Origin of the sequence: Chryseobacterium lathyri (assembly GCF_019970085.1) — a bacterium.
GTDB classification, from domain to species: Bacteria; Bacteroidota; Bacteroidia; order Flavobacteriales; family Weeksellaceae; genus Chryseobacterium; species Chryseobacterium lathyri.
This window is the reverse complement of record NZ_JAHXYG010000005.1, coordinates 393020-413875: the sequence shown is the minus strand read 5'-3', so window position 1 is coordinate 413875 and position 20856 is coordinate 393020. Positions and strand designations below refer to the sequence as shown.

At 31.3% G+C, this 20856-nt stretch carries 19 protein-coding genes and 1 tRNA gene; 4 read left to right on the top strand and 16 right to left on the bottom strand.

Features of this window, described 5'->3' with window-relative positions:
* Positions 1-3 precede the first annotated feature (3 nt).
* The 12 genes from LC418_RS17895 to LC418_RS17840 all read right to left on the bottom strand — a co-directional run bounded on the left by LC418_RS17895 (position 4) and on the right by LC418_RS17840 (position 12649).
* On the bottom strand, positions 4-678 hold the full coding sequence (locus tag LC418_RS17895) for a hypothetical protein (RefSeq protein ID WP_223560132.1): 675 nt from the start codon (positions 676-678) through the stop codon (positions 4-6).
* Positions 672-1598, bottom strand: coding sequence for an MvdC/MvdD family ATP grasp protein (locus LC418_RS17890; RefSeq protein WP_223560131.1), 927 nt, complete (start codon positions 1596-1598; stop codon positions 672-674). The genes LC418_RS17895 and LC418_RS17890 overlap by 7 nt, the downstream gene beginning before the upstream one ends.
* Positions 1588-1932, bottom strand: a complete 345-nt coding sequence (locus LC418_RS17885; protein WP_223560130.1) for a hypothetical protein — start codon at positions 1930-1932, stop codon at positions 1588-1590. Before LC418_RS17885 ends, LC418_RS17890 begins: the two co-directional genes overlap by 11 nt.
* 20 nt (positions 1933-1952) lie before the next feature.
* Positions 1953-2732, bottom strand: coding sequence for a hypothetical protein (locus tag LC418_RS17880; RefSeq protein WP_223560129.1), 780 nt, complete (start codon positions 2730-2732; stop codon positions 1953-1955).
* A complete protein-coding gene (locus tag LC418_RS17875; protein ID WP_223560128.1) occupies positions 2732-3427 on the bottom strand; it encodes a competence protein CoiA family protein in 696 nt (231 codons plus the stop codon). The genes LC418_RS17880 and LC418_RS17875 overlap by 1 nt, the downstream gene beginning before the upstream one ends.
* Before the next feature lie 138 nt (positions 3428-3565).
* Positions 3566-4903: a beta-barrel domain-containing protein gene (locus tag LC418_RS17870; RefSeq protein ID WP_223560127.1), complete on the bottom strand. Its 1338-nt coding sequence runs from the start codon at positions 4901-4903 to the stop codon at positions 3566-3568.
* A complete protein-coding gene (locus tag LC418_RS17865; protein WP_223560126.1) occupies positions 4896-7091 on the bottom strand; it encodes a peptidase domain-containing ABC transporter in 2196 nt (731 codons plus the stop codon). Before LC418_RS17865 ends, LC418_RS17870 begins: the two co-directional genes overlap by 8 nt.
* Positions 7075-8511, bottom strand: coding sequence for a nucleotidyltransferase domain-containing protein (locus LC418_RS17860; RefSeq protein ID WP_223560125.1), 1437 nt, complete (start codon positions 8509-8511; stop codon positions 7075-7077). Before LC418_RS17860 ends, LC418_RS17865 begins: the two co-directional genes overlap by 17 nt.
* Before the next feature lie 67 nt (positions 8512-8578).
* Positions 8579-9127, bottom strand: a complete 549-nt coding sequence (locus LC418_RS17855) for a hypothetical protein (RefSeq protein ID WP_223560124.1) — start codon at positions 9125-9127, stop codon at positions 8579-8581.
* A 2-nt stretch (positions 9128-9129) separates the two neighbouring features.
* A complete protein-coding gene (locus LC418_RS17850; protein WP_223560123.1) occupies positions 9130-9756 on the bottom strand; it encodes a DUF6973 domain-containing protein in 627 nt (208 codons plus the stop codon).
* A 6-nt stretch (positions 9757-9762) separates the two neighbouring features.
* Positions 9763-11172, bottom strand: a complete 1410-nt coding sequence (locus LC418_RS17845; RefSeq protein WP_223560122.1) for a TolC family protein — start codon at positions 11170-11172, stop codon at positions 9763-9765.
* Between the two features lie 298 nt (positions 11173-11470).
* Positions 11471-12649, bottom strand: coding sequence for a T9SS type A sorting domain-containing protein (locus LC418_RS17840; RefSeq protein ID WP_223560121.1), 1179 nt, complete (start codon positions 12647-12649; stop codon positions 11471-11473).
* 100 nt (positions 12650-12749) lie between these two features.
* Between LC418_RS17840 and LC418_RS17835 the strand changes: the two genes are divergently transcribed.
* Positions 12750-13127, top strand: a complete 378-nt coding sequence (locus LC418_RS17835) for a helix-turn-helix domain-containing protein (protein ID WP_079243031.1) — start codon at positions 12750-12752, stop codon at positions 13125-13127.
* 1426 nt (positions 13128-14553) lie between these two features.
* Positions 14554-15078 (top strand): antirestriction protein ArdA, encoded by a 525-nt coding sequence (locus tag LC418_RS17830; protein WP_223560120.1) that lies wholly within the window; start codon positions 14554-14556, stop codon positions 15076-15078.
* Positions 15079-15225: 147 nt separating this feature from the next.
* On the opposite strand, the gene LC418_RS17825 is transcribed toward LC418_RS17830, so the two are convergent.
* Positions 15226-15296 (bottom strand) — tRNA-Gln (locus LC418_RS17825).
* Between the two features lie 258 nt (positions 15297-15554).
* Here LC418_RS17825 and der point away from each other — a divergent pair.
* Positions 15555-16865 carry a ribosome biogenesis GTPase Der gene (der, locus tag LC418_RS17820; RefSeq protein ID WP_111961019.1) on the top strand — a complete coding sequence of 437 codons (1311 nt, stop codon included), beginning with the start codon at positions 15555-15557 and terminating at the stop codon, positions 16863-16865.
* 81 nt (positions 16866-16946) lie between these two features.
* The gene (upp, locus tag LC418_RS17815; RefSeq protein ID WP_223560119.1) at positions 16947-17600 is read left to right on the top strand and encodes a uracil phosphoribosyltransferase; all 654 of its coding nucleotides are present in this window, start codon (positions 16947-16949) and stop codon (positions 17598-17600) included.
* Positions 17601-17603: 3 nt separating this feature from the next.
* Here the strand turns inward: upp and LC418_RS17810 are convergent, their stop codons facing one another.
* The 3 genes from LC418_RS17810 to LC418_RS17800 form a co-directional block, all read right to left on the bottom strand.
* Entirely contained in the window at positions 17604-18293 is a 690-nt protein-coding gene (locus LC418_RS17810; protein WP_223560118.1) for an alpha/beta fold hydrolase, read from the bottom strand.
* 205 nt (positions 18294-18498) lie between these two features.
* Positions 18499-19152, bottom strand: a complete 654-nt coding sequence (locus tag LC418_RS17805) for a ComF family protein (RefSeq protein ID WP_223560117.1) — start codon at positions 19150-19152, stop codon at positions 18499-18501.
* A gap of 118 nt (positions 19153-19270) precedes the next feature.
* Positions 19271-20755, bottom strand: coding sequence for a helix-turn-helix domain-containing protein (locus LC418_RS17800; protein WP_223560116.1), 1485 nt, complete (start codon positions 20753-20755; stop codon positions 19271-19273).
* Between the last annotated feature and the right edge of the window lie 101 nt (positions 20756-20856).

The window sequence follows — 20856 nt, the reverse complement described above, 5'->3', positions numbered from 1 at the left end:
CTATTATTTTATCAATTTTACTGGTGTTTCAATTTTAACTCGACTGATTTTTTCTTTTTGAGTTGTAAACAAAACTAAAGAACAGATAACAATAATTATAACTCCTGTAAAATAATTCGCAATCTTAAAAGACTTGTATGCATGTAATAAATTTGTGCCTTTAATATTGTTTATTAAAACGGTCTTTTTGATACAATACAAATAATCTCTTATGAGTTCAGAATTAAATTCTTCAACAGTCTTATCCTTCAATGTAATAACATTTTCAGGATTTGCGTAAGGATATTTGAATTTTTTAATATTCAGATTTTTCAGAGCGTTTCTTATTGATATTAAATACATAAAAAAACCTATCATTAATAATAAGATTAACGTAAGTTTAATGAAGAAAGAAACACCATCAAATTTGTCAATTACAATAGGAATTATAAGTCCTACTAAAGAAAATATTATACTTGTTTGAGAAATGATTTGTGTTGTTTTATTTTCAACAAAACTTAACCTATTATTTTCTTCTTGTAATACCGATAGCAAAAAATCTTTATGAAGCTGTATTTTATCTTTTTCTTCTTCTCCAGATAAATCATAATCATTGATATTGTAATCAAATGGTTGTTGGTGTTCCCTAATAGGAATCAATCCAATACTTTTCAAAAATTTTTGTAGTATTTTTAGCATAGTAATTCGTCAATTAAGGCATTTGATATATCTAATCCTGTTTCATTTTCTATCCAAACCCACTGACCATTTGGATTTATTTCTATAAAAATATAGTTTCCATTTTTATCTTTTATCATGTCGATAGCGCCAAATTTTATATTGAGTTCCTTAACTAATTCTAAACACATCTTCTCAACGTTTTTAGGAATAGTAGTTGTATGAAATTTTAAGTGACCTTTTCTCCAATCAACTTTACTCATTTCGTCTGTTTGCGAATAAACACCAGCGATAAAAATATTTTCTCCAATTACGGTGATTCTTAATTCAACTTCTTTTTCAATGTATTGTTGAAAAATACAAGGTGTTAAATCGAAATTATTAAGATTTTCTATGTGTTCTTCATTGACCAAATTGGTAAAAATATGCTCTAAAGAATTATTTTCATTATTAATTATAGATTGTGATAAAGGTTTTACTATCAGCTTGTTTGAATTTTGATAAAAAAAATTAACAATATCCAATTTAGAATTAGTAACCAAAGTGTTAGGTGTCTGGAACCCAATTTTTTTAGCTAACTTCAGTTGATATAATTTGTTTTCAGCTTTATAAATATTATAAGGTTCACTAATCCATTTTGCATCAATTAAAACAAATAAATTTTTTAAAAGAGTATCAAACTCATTATATAAATAATTTTTTTCATAAAGAGAAGTATTAGGGAGTTCAGGAAGTTTGGTTCTTCTAAACCATACAGATTTAAATTTTCTCTTACCATCTATTTTAGGAAATAAGTCACTTTCAATGGTAAAATCTTTTTTAAAAACATCTTCACAATTCAATCTATAATAGCATATACCTCTTTGATTCAATATGTTAACAACATAATCAGCAGTGTAATCTTCTTTATGTGTTATAATGAGAATAGTTTCATCTGTCATCACTGTCCGAAGCTTCTTGAGATACTAAAGTTAAGGTAGAAGTAGCCATCATTGATTTTACGGAATTGTACTGGCTATCGTCATCGGTTCCTTCGACCTGATATGATGTTTTAGTTAGAGTACCCATCATTATATTACTAAAGTTATCATCAGAATCAGAAGTTTCATTATATACCTTTGTAAAAGTACTTGTGGACAATTTCAAAAATGATATTGCAGGAAGACCTGTTTGAGTATCGACAGATAGATTTAATTTGTCACAATATTTTATTTTAGAAAAGTCAAATGCTTTTTCCAAAGAGCTTTCTTTAAAAGCCAATATAAATGGTTTCATAATATTTATTTAAATTTTATTTATTGATTAAATTGAAATTCTTCATCTCCTAATGTCATTGTTGTTTTACTACCATCATTAATAAGCGCCATTGCTAAATTAAATGGTATTTGTATTTCTTCTGGTTTGAAGCCGACATATACCTCTGCTGTTCCATAAAATACCATTTTCAAAGAAATAAGCCCATATTCATCAGGTTCGTTAAATTGGTAGTAAAAAACGGCTGGATTTTCACCTTGAAATTCTCCGTTGAGTACAGTTTCTAATTCAAATCTGCGTTTTAAAAATTTTTTTAACGTTTGCCGATTTGAATCTTTATAGTCAATGAATCCATTTATCATACCTATATCTCCAACGAATCTTTTTCCGAATTTGTGATAATATAAGCCATAAGCAATATGCTCGAAGCATTTAGTTAGTCTTTCCACATCAGGATAACCAACAGAAATCAATTTATCTTCATCATTGATTTTAACAATTCCATATTTGTGGTTTCTTAAAACCTGTTTATTGATAAAATCTTTATTTTTTCTTCTTATTGCTCTGTTAACCTTTGTGTGAAAATGAAATTGTCCCACATTATTGTTATTGACTAATCCTGTTAATGAAAACAATAAAAATTCATCATCATCAGATTTTTTTGAATTATGAATATCACATGAAGGTACTTTGATTAGATTTTTTCTAAAATTGATTCCTTTTGTGTCCTTAATTTCAGGAAATAAACAGACAGGCGGAACATGTTCCATCGAAACAACCTCATTATCGCACATATAGCATGTTTTCTTTTCTTCCGTCATTATGCTTTATAGTTTTTCCAGATTTCTAAAATTTTTGCAGGATTTTCTCTAAACTCATCTTTTGAATTTTCATGTAGGTATCTTTTAAAAAAATCCTCTTTGGTTATAAATGAGCCTTTCAGGGTTTTGTCATGAATCCACATCTGTAATAGCTTATCCGATTTTGTATTGAAGTCTAAAAATAAATTAGAAATTGTCAGACTTGCTAATTCTACGACCCACCGTCGGGGATTCGTCCATGTAATTGGATAATTTCTGCCATCTCTTTTGTCAAAATCAACTTTTAATCTGCTGTTCCAAAAATCATGGGCATCAACTAACCAAATTACTCGTTTATTTGAAAATTTTCGATAGAAAAATGTACGGTCTCTTGCGATTCTAATATCAATTGGGCTTTTCTGAATTTCAATTACAGTATCTTTATTTCCGATTAAATCTGCTCGGTGTTCATTATTTTCTCCACAAATTACCTCACAATAATTATCTAAAACAGGAAATTTCCAATTGTAGTGCCATTCAGATTCGTTCTCATATCCTTCTGGTAGTTGTGGCGCACCACCAATATATGCCCAATACTGCCTTATTTCACCTACTTTGGCTTTAACTTCTCTACCTGTCCACGGACATAATCCGATAGTTCCTGAACCCGCTTCTTCTGCTCGTAATCTTTTTCCATTTACATTTGCTATTACCATAATTGTGTCTTTGATGTTTGAATATGCAATATAAAAAATAACCTTGACTAAATTGTCAAGGCTATTTATTTGAAAATGAATTTATAATTTTTCTGGTACATCAGTCACAAATTGCAAGAATTTGAATTTAATACAGTATTATTTAGCTGATTGTGTCTTTTCAGATTTAGCCTTTTCTTTTTCTTTGTTAAAGTAGTTATCATCTTTTTCAAATAAATTTGTGATTTTAGAAAATAATTTGGATAACAAACTTCTCTTATTCGTTATGATTTCTGCTTGACCTATCATATTTTTTGATAGGATAAGGATATTACCTGTATCACTTTTCAACCCACTGGGTAATTCAACAAGGATTAAATAATAATTTTGTGTAGGGATTAAGGAAATGGATTGTATTTTACCTTCTAATTTACCATATTCTTGGTATGGAAATGAAGCTAGTTTTATTGAAACAGTTTGACCTGTTTTGATTTTTCCTGCTCCCATTGGAGGAACAAATAATTGTGCGACATATTTATTATTGTCAGGAAGGACGCTAAATATAGGTTCGCCCTGCTTAATAAACTGATTAGACGAAATAAATTGCATCATATCAACAGTTCCATCAATAGGCATCTTTATAACATGTCTGGATTCCCAAAGATTAATATTTTGAAGTAGTTGGTTATATGTATTTATAAGTTTAAATTCTAAATCAGATACATTGATGTTTTTTTGAGTATTAAGCACATTAATATTTCCATTATTATCAGAAATACTAAGACTATTCTCTACATCTCTAGCCTCATAATTTTTAAGATTTTCATTTTCTTTTAGATAATTTCTTTTAGAGTTTTCATATTCAATCTTGGTAATTAATCCTTTCGTCATTAATAAAGAATCATCTCTATATCTGCTTTTTAATAAAGCAATCTCATTCCTTTTAACATTTTTGATTTCATTTCTTTTAGAAATCATTTCAAGATACTTGAAATTTTGTTTATTTAACACTTCCTTTCTTGCATCATTCTCATTGTACCCCTTTTCTCTTTCAATGCTGTATAAAGTATTCAGTAAACTAAAAAAAGGTTCTTCCAATTCTCCTAAATCATAATTTGAAGCAAAAGATAAAGCAGAGGATTTCAGAGAATATAAATTATCAGCATATTTTAACAATACTTTTTTTAATTCCAAAATATCATCTTCATTGGATGGGTTTTCCATGATAGCAAGATAATCTCCTTTCTTCAAAAATTTATGTGGATAAAACTTTTTGAATATAATTTTACCTGAATTTTGCGACAATATTTCTATTGGTGGCTTTTCTGCTGTTACTCGTGCTTCTCCTATTACAATTTCGGGAGATTTTATTAGTTGTAATAAGATTATTGCTGTAGCTATAATTGCAACTAATGAGTAAAATAAAATTGAATTGAATTTTGGGAATTTAGAAATGGCATCATCAAATTCTTCTGAATAAATAGTTTTCTTATTCATGGTTTTCTAAAATCATTTGGTTTTTAAATAGCTTATAATAATACCCTTTTTTATTGAGCAATTGTTCCTCATTTCCCATCTCTACAATGCTCCCGTTATTCATAACAATTATACTATCTGCTTTTTTAATAGTTGCAAGTCTATGGGCAATAAGTATTACTGTTTTTCCTTCGAAGGATTTATTAAGATTATCCACTAAAATATTTTCATTAATGGAATCTAAAGAATTGGTTGCTTCATCTAAAAATAGAAATTCAGGGTTTTTGTATAATGCCCTCGCAATCATTAGTCTTTGTTTTTGTCCTTCACTTAAACCTCGTCCATTTTCTCCCATCATTGTATTTAGTCCAGAAGGCAATGTATTTATTTCATTTAATAGATTTACTTGTTGTAGTACTTCGTTCAGTTTATTCTGATTATAATCACTTCCCAAAACAATATTATCCTTTATTGATTCTTTGAATGCTTCTGCTCCCTGATTTACTACTCCAATATTCTTCCTCCATTCGTTAATATCAATAGAGTTCATATTGATATTTCCAATAAAATAATCTCCTTGAGTAGGGGTATACAATCGTGTTAAAATTTTTAATAATGTTGTTTTGCCACTTCCACTTGCCCCAACAATAGCTGTAACTTTTCCCTCAGGAATAACCAAAGAAATGTTATTCAGTATATAATTTGCAGCATTGTTATATTTGAAATAAATATTTTTTAAAAAGATTGTTTTATTTGTGGGCAATTCTCTTGCTGTAACATCCTCTTCAACCTGCTCCTCAGGGGTATTACTGGAATCATTCATTCTGGTAAAACTTATGTATGCCATTTGATAGGATGAAATAAATTTTGTTATTTCTAATAGAGGGCTTCTCAGCTGCCCTAATATGTATTGAATTGCTATTAGCATACCAATGGTAATTTCTCCTTCTATTACATAATAAACAGAGACAAATGTTAAAACAACATCAGATATTGTATTGATAAGGTTTGCGCCAAGAGTATCTATTTGGTTAATTCTCAATACTTTTATTCCTAAATAGTATAACTTTACCTGAACTTTTTCCCATGACCACCTTTTTCCCTGCTCATAATTGTTATTCTTAATTTCCTGGATATGAGTTAAAAGTTCCATCCAGTGTGTATTATTCTTTGCTTTTAATGCAAAATAATTCATATCTAATTTTTTGCGGACATTCCAAAAAAATAGATTCCAGCACACATATAGTAACCCTCCAAAAAAGAAAATAAAAAGTATGATTGGTTGGTATATAAAAAGTATTGTCCCAAAGACAAGAATATTTAAGATTGCTAATATGATGCTAAAAGCAGAGTTCATAATGAAATTCTCCATTCTGTCATAATCCAATGCTCTTTGAAAAATATCTCCTGATGATTTATTTTCAAAATAATTAACAGGAAGTTTTAACAACTTAATGATAAAGTTGGATAAAATAGAAATTTTTATTCTTGATGAGATATGAATATTAATAGATTGCCTAATCCAACTACCAATACTGACACTTATAACTAAGACAATATTTGCTATCAAAAGCATTGAAATAAAGCCATAATCTTTAGAGGATATTCCTGTATCGACTATTGATTGAGTGATAAAAGGTATTGCAGACTGAACTAATGTCAGAATAACCATCGTAGCCAATAATTGATAAACCTGTATCTTATAAGGGGACAGGTGGCTTATGAAATAGTTAAATGCATAGACATTGGTAGGATTTAACGAAGGCTTTATTTCATTAAACTTATCCGTAGGCTCTAATAATAATAAAATCCCTTTTTTTGTCTCGTCCTTTTCGTAATTAAGCCATCCTTCCAAAAATTCTTTATGAGAATATTTTACAAGACCGACTTTAGGGTCTGAGATGTAAACATCCTTATTTGTAATTTTATATATAACAACATAATGATTATTTCTCCAATGTGCAACACACGGTAGAGGGATGTTTTCTGTTAGTTTTTCAAATTGAACTTTTACAGGTAGGGACTTTAGCCCTAATCTTTCAGAAGTAAGTCCTAACTCATATAATGAAAGCCCTTCTTTTGATACTGATGATAAATCTCTAATGTCCTGAATAGAAAAGAATTTACCATAGTATTTAGAAATAATCTGAAGACATGAAATCCCGCAATCTTTGCTATCTAATTGTCTGTAATTAGGAAACTTTTTCATTAAATTTGTGTTTTAAAACATATATGTAGTAGAATTTTTCATAATCTTTACTTAAAAAGATACTTAATATTCTGTCTAAAATCTGCAAATGTACTAATTGAGGAATTTTTTGTATTGGTTCAAAATCAAGTATTCTTTCTGAAATCAATTCAAATCTTTGAATCAAAGTATTTTCAATATTTTTATTGAATTTTATAAACTTGTTCTCGACTTTTTGATTATTGTTATTTAAAAAGTTTGACATTTTAGCTTTTGCGTCTAACCTTATCAAATAGAAATTATATAAATCATCAATGGTAATTGTCGAATAACCAAAGAAATCTTTTACCATTCTGAAAATTATTTTTTCTTTGCCTAATTCTTTATGTGATTGTATCTTATTAATTAAAGAAAACATAAGCTCATTTACAATTAATTCATTATCAACACCCATAAATTTTATTTCAGGATAACAAAAAATATTATTATAGGGAAATGTAAAATTATAATCTTTGAAAATGTTTTGAAAAAATATTATCCATTCTTTCTTTTCTCTTTCTATGCTTAGATTTGTATTATCAATTACTATGTAACATCCTTCTTTTTCCTGATTTTCTTCATCAATTTGATAAATAAAAAATTTCAAATCTATATTTTGCGTTTTAATTTTTTCAATAATATTTGATATTTCATTAAACTTAAATGTATTTTCAATATAGCATACTAGCAATTTTTGAGTATAATCATCTAAAATAAAATTATTTGAATATTTTCCATTTGTTGAAATTGAATACTCAAAAATCAATTCTGCAATAATTTTTTCAAAATTTATTTTGTCCCCATTTTGTAAGTACTCAATTAGTTTTGAAATATTTGACGCTTCATTAGGAAAGTTTTGGAAAAAATATTTATTCTTACTTTTTTCTGTTTTTAGATACACTCCTCTGTCTAAAAGAAAAAAATCAACAAATAATGAAATGAGTTTTGAGGCTTGTAAAAAATTTTCTGTTGTAAAGTTAGAAGACTGTTTAATTGGTTCTAAATAATCTTTGATTTTAAACTTAACTTCGCTTAAATCAAAACTAATTACATCTGCAGAAGCGGTAGGTATATTTCCAATTATATAGTTTCTTATTTGTAAAAGCTCTTTGGTTTTATCTCTTATTATAATTCCTGTTTTAAAGGCGTGAGCAAGGAAGTTGCCCTGTTTAAATTGTTTTGCTGTAATATTTAATATTTCTAAAGGATTGATTTTTATTGTATTAAAAGCAAAATTATTATGAACAAAGCTCTCTGTTGATGAAAATGAAAATTTATTACTAATCAGCAATAAATCAATATCATTTGCCTTTTCTTTCTTTTCTGCATAGCTACCAAATAATATGCATCCTTCAATATTGGGAAAATGTTTATCTAGAAAATCGTTTAATTTTTTATACATTTGTGTGAATATCAAAAAGCTACTCATAATATTTTACAAGTAGCTTTTCAAAGTTTTATTTATTATTTTAGTTTTGTTTAACCTTTACAGCAAGTCCATACTTTGGATTACTTTTCTCTATCCCATTTTCATGATAAACAATAGGATATGTCTGAAAAATTGTTTTATCCTTTGGAATTTTTGCAAAGCTACCATTACCATAATTATTAAGTAAGTAAATGAAACGATATGATTTTATATTTTTTGCATTATCGAAAGTTTTTTTATCTACTCCCGCCTCCTGAAGAATATAATGTATAACAGTATCATTTTTCACAAATAATAGTCTAGCAACACTTTCATGTTGAAATAAATCATTTGTGTAATCAAAAGGAATTTTGACGCCTAAGGTTCTCTCTGCCGTTTCCTTATTGACCATAGCCATTTGTACTATTAAAGTATCCCACTCAAAACAATTAACTTCTTCTTTTATATTGATAATTTCCCCTACTTCATTTTCCTCATTTACCTTTGGGGATAATTTTTCTTCCAATTTTACCAAACAATCGGGATTCGTTTGTCCTTTGCAGGAGAAAATAATAAAAAGTGGCAGTAGTAATATACTATACTTAAACATTTTTATGGATGTGTTTGTATTGCACCACTCATAACTGCGTTATTAAAATCAACTTCGAACTTTCCCATGTTATTTTCTGGGTCACCATTTTGCTGAAACCATGCATAGCCCCACTCATTATTATGTAAATCCATTGCATTATCAGGACCTGGATGCTCTGTTTCATGTAAAGTATGAAATTGTTTAGCTAAATCTACTCCAATATCTGCTGCATCTGCTGCTGCCCAGAGAGCATGTCTCAACGCATCACCTTCATTATCAATACCTACTCCCTTTTCTACAGCAAGATTGTAATTATGATACATTTTTGGAAGAGCTAATGCAGGAACCTGCCATGCAAGAAATGACCTTTCGGCAAGTGTTAAGTCATACCCATTACCAAAGGCATCAGCAGCAACACTATTTCCGCCACCGCCGCCACCGCCGCCAGTATCACCATAATCACCACCACCATGAGTTGGGTCGTAGTAACCACCCCATGGGTCGCCCCCGCCACCGCCGCCATCCCAAGGGATAACTACTTCTCCAATATTAGTGTAATCATACCAGTTTCCACCAATAATTTTTTTTGTTTCAATAGGATTTAGAACCTCTAAATCCAAATCACCTAATTGTGTTTTTGTTTTCATAAGTGTTTAATGTTTTAAATTAAGTTCGTCTATTTTTAATTTTAGCAAATATAAATTATTTTTCAATTTTTCACATTCAATTGATAAATTAATATTTTCATAAATTTGATTTTTATATTCAGATACAGTTTTCCTACCTAGTAATAGCAGTTCCTTATAGTTGTCTGTGAGTTTATTAGATAATATTATCTGTTGTTTCAATGATTGTATTTGAGATTTTAAAGTCCAATAATAATTTATTAATTCTTCTATTGCCTGTATCTTTCTATTTCTTTCTTCTTCTATTTTATATTTTAAATTCTCCTTTTCTACAAATGCTATATTAGTCTTATCCTTTGACGCTCCCCAATCTAATATTGGGACTTTAACCCCTAAAGTAACAAATTGAGTCTGGCGAGGAGTATTAAATAATTGTGAAATTTCATTTGCAGAAGAATTAAGTCCCAATCCAAGCTGAAGATTTAATGACATACTACCTTCTTTTTTTATTCTATCTAGATTTGCTTCTGCTTCCAACTCCTTTATTTTCCATTCTATATTATATCCATTCTCTTCCATAATTTTAATTAGTTCGTCCTTATTGATGGTAAATTCTATTTCTCCGATACCTTCTAATAAGATGGAATCTTGAATTTCAATGTTGGCTGTTCTTTTTAATTGGTTTAACGAATTTTGATGTTCTATTTTATTAGCTTCTAAATAGCCTTTTAACTGTTCTAGTGTTAATTCTGTTTGTTCTACATCTGTTTTAATGGCTCGACCATGTTTATACTTTTCATTTATTTCATTTAGCATAAACTTTACCTTATTCATATTTTCTTGTAATAAATGAGATTTCAATTGCGATGTTTCAGCATCAATATAAGATTTGGCTATATCATATTTCAATCGAATTACATTCTGATAATACTCAATTGAATCTTTCTTTTTTGTGAGAGTATTTATTTTTTTTTCCCATTTATAATCATTGTACCCATTAATAGATTGCTGATATGAAAGATTTACCCAATTACTAGAAAAGTTACTGTAATTGTTATTAAAATCTCTTGAATAATTTATTGAGTTTGATAAACTAATTGTACCTCCTGTAAATGGTAGAAACTGAGTTGTATTAAGTCCTATGTTTGGATTCAAATAATTACGCTCAATAAATTTTATTGTTCCATCAGGTTGTGTCACATCAGAAATAGCTCTTTGATAGGGTATGGAGGATGTTAATGTTACTTTAGGTAATAAGGATTTACGAAAAAGACCATTTTGTATTTTTTTTATTTTATAATCATTTGCATTAATCTTATATGAATAAGAGTTACCAATATTATTAAGGAAAAAATCTATATCAACTGTGTTTTGACAATATAAATTTAAGGTGTTTACTATTAAAATAAACATTATTATTTTTCTAAATTTCATCATTTTTGTTTGAGCTTTTCAAAAAGCCTTGCAAATTTAAAATTTTAGCATAAAAAAAATAAAAAATATATTATATATATTGCATAGGATAATCACTTGCAATATTGATAGAACGAAAAAGCACTTTTTTTCCTATTAGGTTGGTTAAATAGGTTTGAGAGTAATATGATAATATTTGATATAAATATGTAGTGTATTGGTACTATGTAGCAGATTCTTTGTTAACTTGTCTATACATCAGTGTTTTCAGAGATTAAAACATAAGCCTCAACTCATAAGGTCAAGGCTGAAATTTTGATAATCAGTTTTTAAAAATCTTCTTTACAACATAATCTGTTCCGCTAAATAATTTCAAAAAATAAATACCGTTAATCAATAATGAAGTATCAATTTTAGATTGCTGTAAATTGCCTGATTGAATAATTCTGCCTTCTGAATTGATAATTTCATACTTTGTAAAAACTGAATCGGAAACTATATTGAGTGAATTTTTGACAGGATTAGGATAAACACTAAACTGTTTTTTAGTTGTTGTTTCTGCGGTTGCTAGTACTGAATTACATTCAGCAGTATTTTCAACATAAGTAGCAGTGTAAGGTTTTATCCAAAAATTTGTCAAAGTAGAACTGTCTTTCCAATCTACAAAAATACATCTTAGCAAAGGTGATTGTGTTACATTTCCAAATAATACACTTAACATATTACTATTATTACCGTTGCGAACATCAACACTAGTTAAATTACTCCCTTGTGTATATAATTCCTGTAAGTTTGTATTTTGAGCTACATTTAAAGTTGTTAGATTAGAACTAGTAGTAAGTTTTTTAAGATTAGTATTAGAATTAAGATTAATACTTGAAATCGGGGTTACAGAAAAATTGAGTTCCTCTAAATTAATATTAGAACCTAAAGAAAGACTTGTTATAGGGTTGTTTTCTACTCTCAATACTTTTAAACCGCTATTATTAGACGTGTTCAATGTTGAAATTTGATTGTTAGTGCAATATAATTTCTGAAAAGAATTTGAATTTGGTAGATTAATAGTTGATAAACTATTCCATGAGCATGACAAATATTCTAAAAGTGAATTTTGATTTACAATAAGACTTGTAAGACTATTATTATCACAAAATACTGTTTTTAATTGACTGTTTTGGCTTAAATCAAGGTTTGATAGATTATTACTACCAACCTCTAATACTTTCAAATTTGAAAAATGTTGAATACCATTCAGGGATGAGATATTAGAATCTAATAGCCATAATTCGGCTACTTGTTGCGCTTCACTGACTTGTATTTCCATGTCATTATTAGTATCAACTTTAATCCAATTTCCCGCAGAATTTTTTGCGATATGTGTTGAAGGAGTTGAAAATACAAGTTTAGATTTGAATGTATTGTCTGTAAAATTTACAATAGCTTGGGAAAAGATATTCGCAGTAAGGGCGACAGTAAATACAAGAGATAATTTTGTTCTCATTTTTTTAAATTTTTGAAAACAAAAATGCGGACTTATATCTTATTTATTATATTTGTATCATTGTATAATATAACCAAAATGGTTATAATTCATAACCGTCATGATAGGAAACAAGATAAAAAATATACGGGAGTTAAAGAATTTTACTCAGGAATATATGGCTGAAAAATTAGATATTTCTCAGGCTGCCTATAGTAAGTTAGAAAAAGGAGATATAAAGGTTTCATCTGATAAGCTTTCTCAAATTGCTAAAATATTGGATGTTAATCCAGAAGATATAACATCTTTTGACAGTCAAAAATATTTTAACAGCTTCAATAATGTTAAAGGAAGTAATAACGGAAGCATTATCATTGGAGCAGATGAGACTGAATTGATAAAGAAATTGTATGAAGATAAGATTTCTTTACTCGAAAAATTATTAAGTAATACTGAGAAAGAGTTGAAAAACTATAAAACAAAATATGGAGAGCTTTAATGGCTCTTTTTTTATTTTTAAAAGGTATGGTAAACAGTTTCTATGGTTTTGTGTAGGGATATATTATGTGACAGTTTAGTCTTTTATCTCCGTTAAATATATTGAAAATATCAAATGCACTTGGAGATACAAAGGTGAATGTAGGAATGTGTAATTATACTGTCTGTTTAAATCCCAGAATCAAAATGATTCCTTTTAAGAGGAATTTGTGTAAATTTTGTACCAAAGTTTGGGATGTGTAGTTAATACTGAGGTAAAACGCTCTCTTATACCGTCATATATGCTTGAATTTCGACTATCTTTTTATTTTGAGGCCATCCCTTTATTTAGCTTAAAAATAGTTTAAAGTTACTTATCTTACATTGGTGAATGTGTTGGTGTTTGAGATGTCTCCGTACGATAACATAAAGGTATTGAATTTTGACTTTGTTATTGTTTTGGTGTGGTTAATGGTTGTTTTGTTTTAAATATAGATTAAAAGAGCTTATTTTGAGTTTGTAGGTAGGTGTGAATAGTTTGTAGAATCTTTTTATGATAGGCGGTCCCTAAAAAAACTGTGTTAAAGATAATTATACTGTAACGGGTGGTTGTAGGTCATATATATAGTTTGTGTGAGCGTGCTGGAAAATAGATTTTTTGTGGACGTGATTTTGTTAATATATTATCTGCCGATTTACCCCAAAACAAAAAGTTCTCCGAGTTTAGTTGAGGGACTTTTAAAGCATAGGTGATGAAAAAATATTTCATACGACTTATGTATCACTTTTGCTGGTGATTCCTGTCTTTTTGGCAATCATTGTAAATGTCGATTAATACAGCTATTCACAAAGAATCTGCTACATAGTACCTATATATACTCAATTATTTTTACTAATACATCATACCTTAACACATCTCTAATCCCTCTAAATCAACAATTCGGGTAACTGTGGTAAACAGATTGTGGTATTTTAGGTGTGGGGTGGTTTTGATTGTGGGCTTCTGGGAGAAACTGTCTAATACTTGGGATACTATTTACACCACCCGCCAAATTTTACTTTAAAAATATACCCCCTATGCCAAATCTCAAATTTTTTATATAGGCATCGGGACACTACCTACCATAAGCTTACCCCGTACGGGTCGAGAGCTTTTTTTACCTGCCCCCTGTCAATGGTTTTTTGATTTTTGAAACTGTCTTTGTTTTTTTAGGTCTTGGGCTTATTAAAAAGTTTTTAACTCCGCTCAAAAATGTTGATATTTTGAGTAAAAAGAGCTTGAAAAGCTTGTGTTTATGCGCTTTTTGTTGTATATTTATACATCTTTACAAGTTACTTTTAGCCTTGTTTCTTTGGGGACAAGGTTCAATATAGAAACAAAAATGCCTAGCTGTCTCGAACACAACTAGGCTCATCAATAAATTTTAACTACTCTAAAACTTATCGACATGACAAAGTTAACAAATTGTCTTGATACTGCTAGTATCTATTGTGGCACGTATGCCAAGTATAACAACGGCTCATTATTTGGGAAATGGCTTGATTTAGCCGATTACTCAGACTATGACGAACTAATTACCGCAATGTGTGAACTTCATTCTGATGAATCCGACCCAGAATTTATGTTCCAAGATTATGAATGTCCGATTCTGGAAAAGCTGGGATTATTGAGTGAATGCCATATATCAAAAGATATTTACCACGTACTTGAACAAATCAATGATTCTGGACATGATGTTGAAATTTACGAAGCGTGTTTGGATAATCTAGGTAAAATGGATTTTCAAAGCTTGTATGAATATGTAAACAATTTTTATTACGGTGAATTTTCCAGTGATGAAGATTTTGTACAGTATTTATATGAAGATGATACGTTTAATATTCCTAATTGGGTTGTCATTGATTGGAGCGCAACTGCACGGAGTATAATGTTTGATTATTTCGAGTCTAACGGACATTATTTCCGTAGCTAAAATACAACCAGATTCAAATAGATTCAATAGAGTTCACTCCGAGCGTTTTTTATCAAAAGTATGACTAAAAAGGTGACCAAACGCCAAAAAGTGACCAAAAATAAAATGCAACTTGCTGTAATTTAGCTAGTTGCATTTTTTAGATTGTAGACCCACAGGGATTCGAACCCCGACTGACGGTACCAAAAACCGGAGTGCTACCGTTACACTATAGGTCTGTTTTATTTTGGTGGCGCAAAACTATAAAAAATTATTTAACTGGAAAAATATTTTTTTAAAGGTTAATAATAAGAAAAGGCAGTGTTTATTTATAATTGTATGATTTTTAATGGAATAGATAGATGATGGTTGGGTAAGAAATTATTTCAGGAATTGTAGTTTTTCAGCAGCTAAATAATAAAATCTTATCTTTGCAAAAAAATTGGGCTCCAAAAGTTGGAGATACCCATTAATAATTTCATTTATTAAACATTTTTATGTCAAATATTGTCGCAATCGTTGGGCGTCCCAACGTAGGAAAATCCACACTTTTTAACCGTTTACTAGAAAGAAGAGAAGCCATCGTAGATTCTACGGCGGGTGTTACCAGAGACCGTCATTATGGGAAATCCGACTGGAACGGGGTAGATTTTACAGTTATAGATACCGGCGGATATGATGTAGGAACGGATGATATTTTTGAAGAAGAGATCCGCAAGCAGGTTCAGCTGGCAATAGACGAAGCTACATCCATTATCTTTATGATGAATGTGGAAGAAGGTCTTACTGATACCGATTACGAAATTCACGAACTTCTTAGAAGATCAAACAAACCCGTTTATATCGTTATCAATAAAGTAGATTCTGCCAAGGAGGAAATAAATGCTACTGAATTCTATCAGTTAGGAATTGAAAAGTATTACACTTTATCTTCAGCTACAGGTTCCGGAACAGGAGAAGTTCTGGATGATATCGTGAAAGATTTCCCTACAACAGATTACAAAGATCCTTTCGAGGGATTGCCGAAAATTACGATCGCAGGCCGTCCCAATGTTGGTAAATCTACCTTAACAAATGCTTTGCTTGATGTAGAAAGAAACATTGTAACTGATGTTGCAGGGACTACAAGAGACAGTATCCAGACCCTTTATAATAAATTCGGATACGAATTTGTTTTAGTGGATACTGCCGGAATGAGAAGAAAATCTAAAGTAAATGAAGATTTGGAATTCTATTCCGTAATGAGATCTATCCGTTCTATTGAATTTTCAGATGTTGTGATCATTATGGTGGATGCAACGCTGGGCTGGGAATCTCAGGATATGAATATTTTCGGTTTAGCACAAAAGAACAGAAAAGGAATTGTGATTGTTGTGAATAAGTGGGATCTTATTGAAGATAAGAAAACCAACACCGTTAGGGATTTTGAAAACTCAATTAAAGAGAAGATCGGTCAGTTCAGTGATATTCCAATTCTTTTTGTTTCAGCATTAACGAAGCAGAGAATATTGAAAGCTGTGGAAATGGCCATGGTTGTATACGAAGACCGTAAGAAAAAGATCAAAACTTCAAAATTAAACGAAGTAATGCTTCCTATTTTTGAACAGACTCCGCCACCGGCCAACAAAGGGAAATATATTAAAATCAAATACTGTGTACAGCTTCCTACGCCGTCACCGCAGTTTGTGTTTTTCTGCAACCTCCCTCAGTATGTAAAAGAACCTTACAAAAGATTTACAGAAAACCAATTGAGAAAACAATTCGGATTTACCGGAGTTCCTATTGAAGTGTATTTCAGACAGAAATAAAAATAATCCCTTTTAGATTTTTCTAAGAGGGATTTTATTCATATTAAATTTAATATTTTTAATAAAAGCTTTTTCAAAACAATGAATACAATTGTATTGTCAAAACAATTTTCTTTAATAAACTCCTGGATCAATGAGCTTAGGAATATAGACATCCAGCATGACAGAATGAGGTTCCGTAGAAATATGGAACGTATCGGTGAAATTGCAGCTTTTGAGATCAGCAAAGAACTGGAATATAAAGAAGTAGAAATTCAAACGCCTTTAGATAAGATTAAAGTTCAGGAAATAGCTGTTCAGCCGGTAATCACCACTATTTTGAGAGCTGGGGTTCCTTTGTTTGAGGGAATCCTGAGTTATCTTGACAGGGCAGACTGCGGTTTTGTGGCTGCTTACAGAAAGCACGATGCTAATGATTACTTCTCCATTAAACAGGATTATCTTACCTGCCCCAATATTGAAGGAAGACCATTGATTGTAGCGGATCCGATGCTGGCAACAGGAGCCTCATTAATTGAGGCTATCAAAGACCTTCTGACCAACGGAACTCCGACCCAGCTGCATATTGTTGCTGCAATAGCCTCCAGACAGGGAGTGGAAACTATCGAAAAAGCCTATCCTGATGCGAAAATATGGGTAGGAGCCATCGATGAAGGGTTGACTTCAAAAGGGTACATCACACCAGGACTTGGTGACGCCGGAGATTTGAGCTACGGTGAAAAACTTCAACGATAGATATTAAGAAAGGTTCCAGAAATCTTTCATCAGATCAAATAATAAATTGGGCCGTACTTTTTCCATAGGATGCTTGGTATCCGGAAGTATGGCCAATTTTGCATTAGGAATACTGCGGTAAGCACTGATGCTTTCTTCTATACTTACCATATTATCCTTATCCCCGGTCATGATCTGTACAGGAATACTAATTGCCCAAAGGCTGGTTTCATTCAGAGGAGGATTTTTACCTAGTGCAACCATCAGCTGTGCAATGGCAGGCAGCAGCTGTTTCCATTGTGCACCGTGCTGATTTTCCAGCTGCTCAGCATATTTTGGGACTTTCAAAAGAATAGCTTCCGGGTCAAGCATTTTACTCTCCTTTAAAGCCTGCTCTTCGGTCCAGTCGAATTTTGTACCCAAAGTCATGATGGAATTGATTCTTTCAGGATATCTTAGCGCACAGCAAAGCGCTGCATAACCTCCCATACTGTGTCCAAAAATACAGACATCCCTTAAATTTTCTTTTTCTAAATAATCCTTTATTTCCTCAGTATACTTTTCAATACTGATAGCATTTTCCGGTAGTTCTGTATTTCCGTGTCCGGAAAATAAAAGTGTATGAATATTGAAATACTTTGACAGCTCCTTTTCGTAAGGCTTAAAAATATCAATGTGTCCCAGCGCTCCGTGCAGTAAAAGCAGATTTTTCATGATCAATAGTTTACCGGAAAATTAAGAAAAAGAATCGGAGGAGAAAAGTATTGAGTGGGAGAGTTATAGAGTTTTAGGGTTTGGAGGGTAAGAGTGCTGGTTTTAATAACCACGTCAATCACGGACATCCCCACCTGGAATCCCTAAACTGTATTTTCCTTCCTTTAAGACTCTAAAACAAACCCTAAACCCCTCAAACCCCTTATTACGCGTCCACTGCCATCACCAAAACACTCACTTTGTTATCTCCCGCATTTAAAATCTCCCAGGCAATGGATGATACGGTGTTTCCGGTAGTGAAAACGTCATCAATTAAAAGAACGTGTTTTCCGGAAATCAGTTTCGAAAGAGAAAAAGGATTTACTGCTTCCAGGCGGTGTTTCTTATCTTTTAAAGCCTGTGCTTTTGAATAGTGATTTCTTTCAATCAATTCATGGTCGAATGGGATCTGATAAAATCCGGACAAAGTCTCAGTAAATAAATGCAGCTGGTTGTAGCCTCTTTCCCTTAATTTTTTGGGATGAAGTGGGACAGGTACTAAAATATCAGGTTTTTCATCTTTGAAGTCCAGACGTTCCACAGTCCATTCGGCAAGAGTTTTACCAGCATTTTCCCTGCTTTTATATTTCAGCTCATGGATGAGTTTGCGGCTCAGTCCATTTTCCTCAAACTTCATCAGTCCATAAGTATTTTCAACTGGAAACAGGAGCCTGCATTTTTCTTTGATGATATTTTCACTGAAATAATCAAAATGAGTAAAATGAATTTGCTCAAAACATAAGCTGCAGACTAAAAGATCCGCATCTATGATCCGGCTGCACTCAATACATCGGTTAGGAAAAAATAAATCTAATATCATTTGTGTGTTATTTTAAAATAAGAAGTTAGAAACTAGAGATTAGAATTTAGATTTCAAAGTTTTAATTTTGCAACTATCAACTATCAACTATCAACTATCAACTATCAACTATCAACTATCAACTATCAACTATCAACTGTTTCCTGATCTTCTCAATTGCATTCTTCATACTCAGGTTAAAGTGCTCCTTTTCCAGCCGGACCGGCGGTGCCTGCCTCACTTCACAATCCGGAATACTGCAGGATTCGCAGGTAACGCCTACATTGATTGTTTTTAAAGTCGGAGATTTTATAAAACCGATCTTTTTTATAGTCTGTGTATTTAATAAAATTCCCAGGCAGTAGCTTCTGTTGCTTCCGTCTGAAAAAGGATTTTTCTGTGACGTTGAAATAACAAGATAACTGACCCCCTGATCTTTGTAATGCGAGATCTGGGCATCCGTAAGCGTTTCATTTTCCTTCAAATGATGCAGATTTTTTACAGCGATCCATCTTCGGCAGTAATGTTCATTCGTAGCATTGGCATGAGGAGCCTGCTGGTGGTTGAGGTGAAGTTCCTTTAAGATCTGGATCTTGTCCGAATCTTTTTTCTTGACCAGGCACAGATAAAACAAATCCTTAATACCCAACTCAGAAGAAAGCAGATTGGTAAGCCTGTAATAAAAAGTTTCAGGAGAATCTGTAAAGCTTTCGATCAGTTCCTCAAAACTTGTCGGTTCCCAGGTATGCTGAAGAAGAAATTCGGTGGTTTTTCCAATAGTCTGCTCTTTAGGAATCAATAAAGCTCCGGCGAAATATGAAGCGTAAAAATTGTTCAGAATTTCCTCAAAACTTCCGAAATCCAACCATGAATAAGTGTTTGGACGGATTTTTAATTCCAGGACATTGAATCCTATTTCCTTAGCCAGAATAAATGTTCTTTGATCTTTCTCTAGTTTCCGGTTCAAAAGAAGAAGCTTTTGTTCAGGGATAAAAAGAGAACGCAGGTTATCCAGAGTGCCGAACTGTTCAAAATCTTCAGACCTTATGTTGTAATTAAACTTTTCAGTAAGAATGCTTTCCAAAACAGAAGATCTCAGGTCTTTACTGATATCCAGTCCGTTTTTCATGATGAATTCCATCGCTTTTTCCTCAATTTCCGGGAAATAATTATCGTAAAGTTCCTGGAAAGACCTGAGGACGGCAAAATAAAAACGCTCCTTGCCCAAATTATAATTCTGGGAGATCTCAATCAATGCATTGATAAAAGCAGTAACTTTTTTGGGAGCATCGCTGATAATGCTGATCAGGTTGTTTTTACTGATGCCAAAAAGGTCCAGTGGTACTTCCTTGAAAAAATCAGATTGAAGGATCTCATTAAAAGGAGCCAAGCTTTTATCCAGCTTGGTAGAAACGAGTTCATCAAAAGTAGATCCCAATGATTCTGAAAGCTGGATGATTTTATCGTGCTTCGGATACTTCTTTCCGTTTTCAATTTCGTTTAAATAAGATTTAGACAGTCCTGTCTTTACAGCAAGATCCTGCAGAGACCAGTTTTTCTTTTGTCTCAGCTGCTTCAGCTTCAATCCGAACACGGTTTTGATAAAATCACTTTCTGAATTCATAATCAAATATAGAAAAATGAATGCGATTATTCGCATAATAATTTTTTAAAATAATTAGCGAACGTTCGCTGATTGTGAATATTTTTATTTATGTTTGTAAT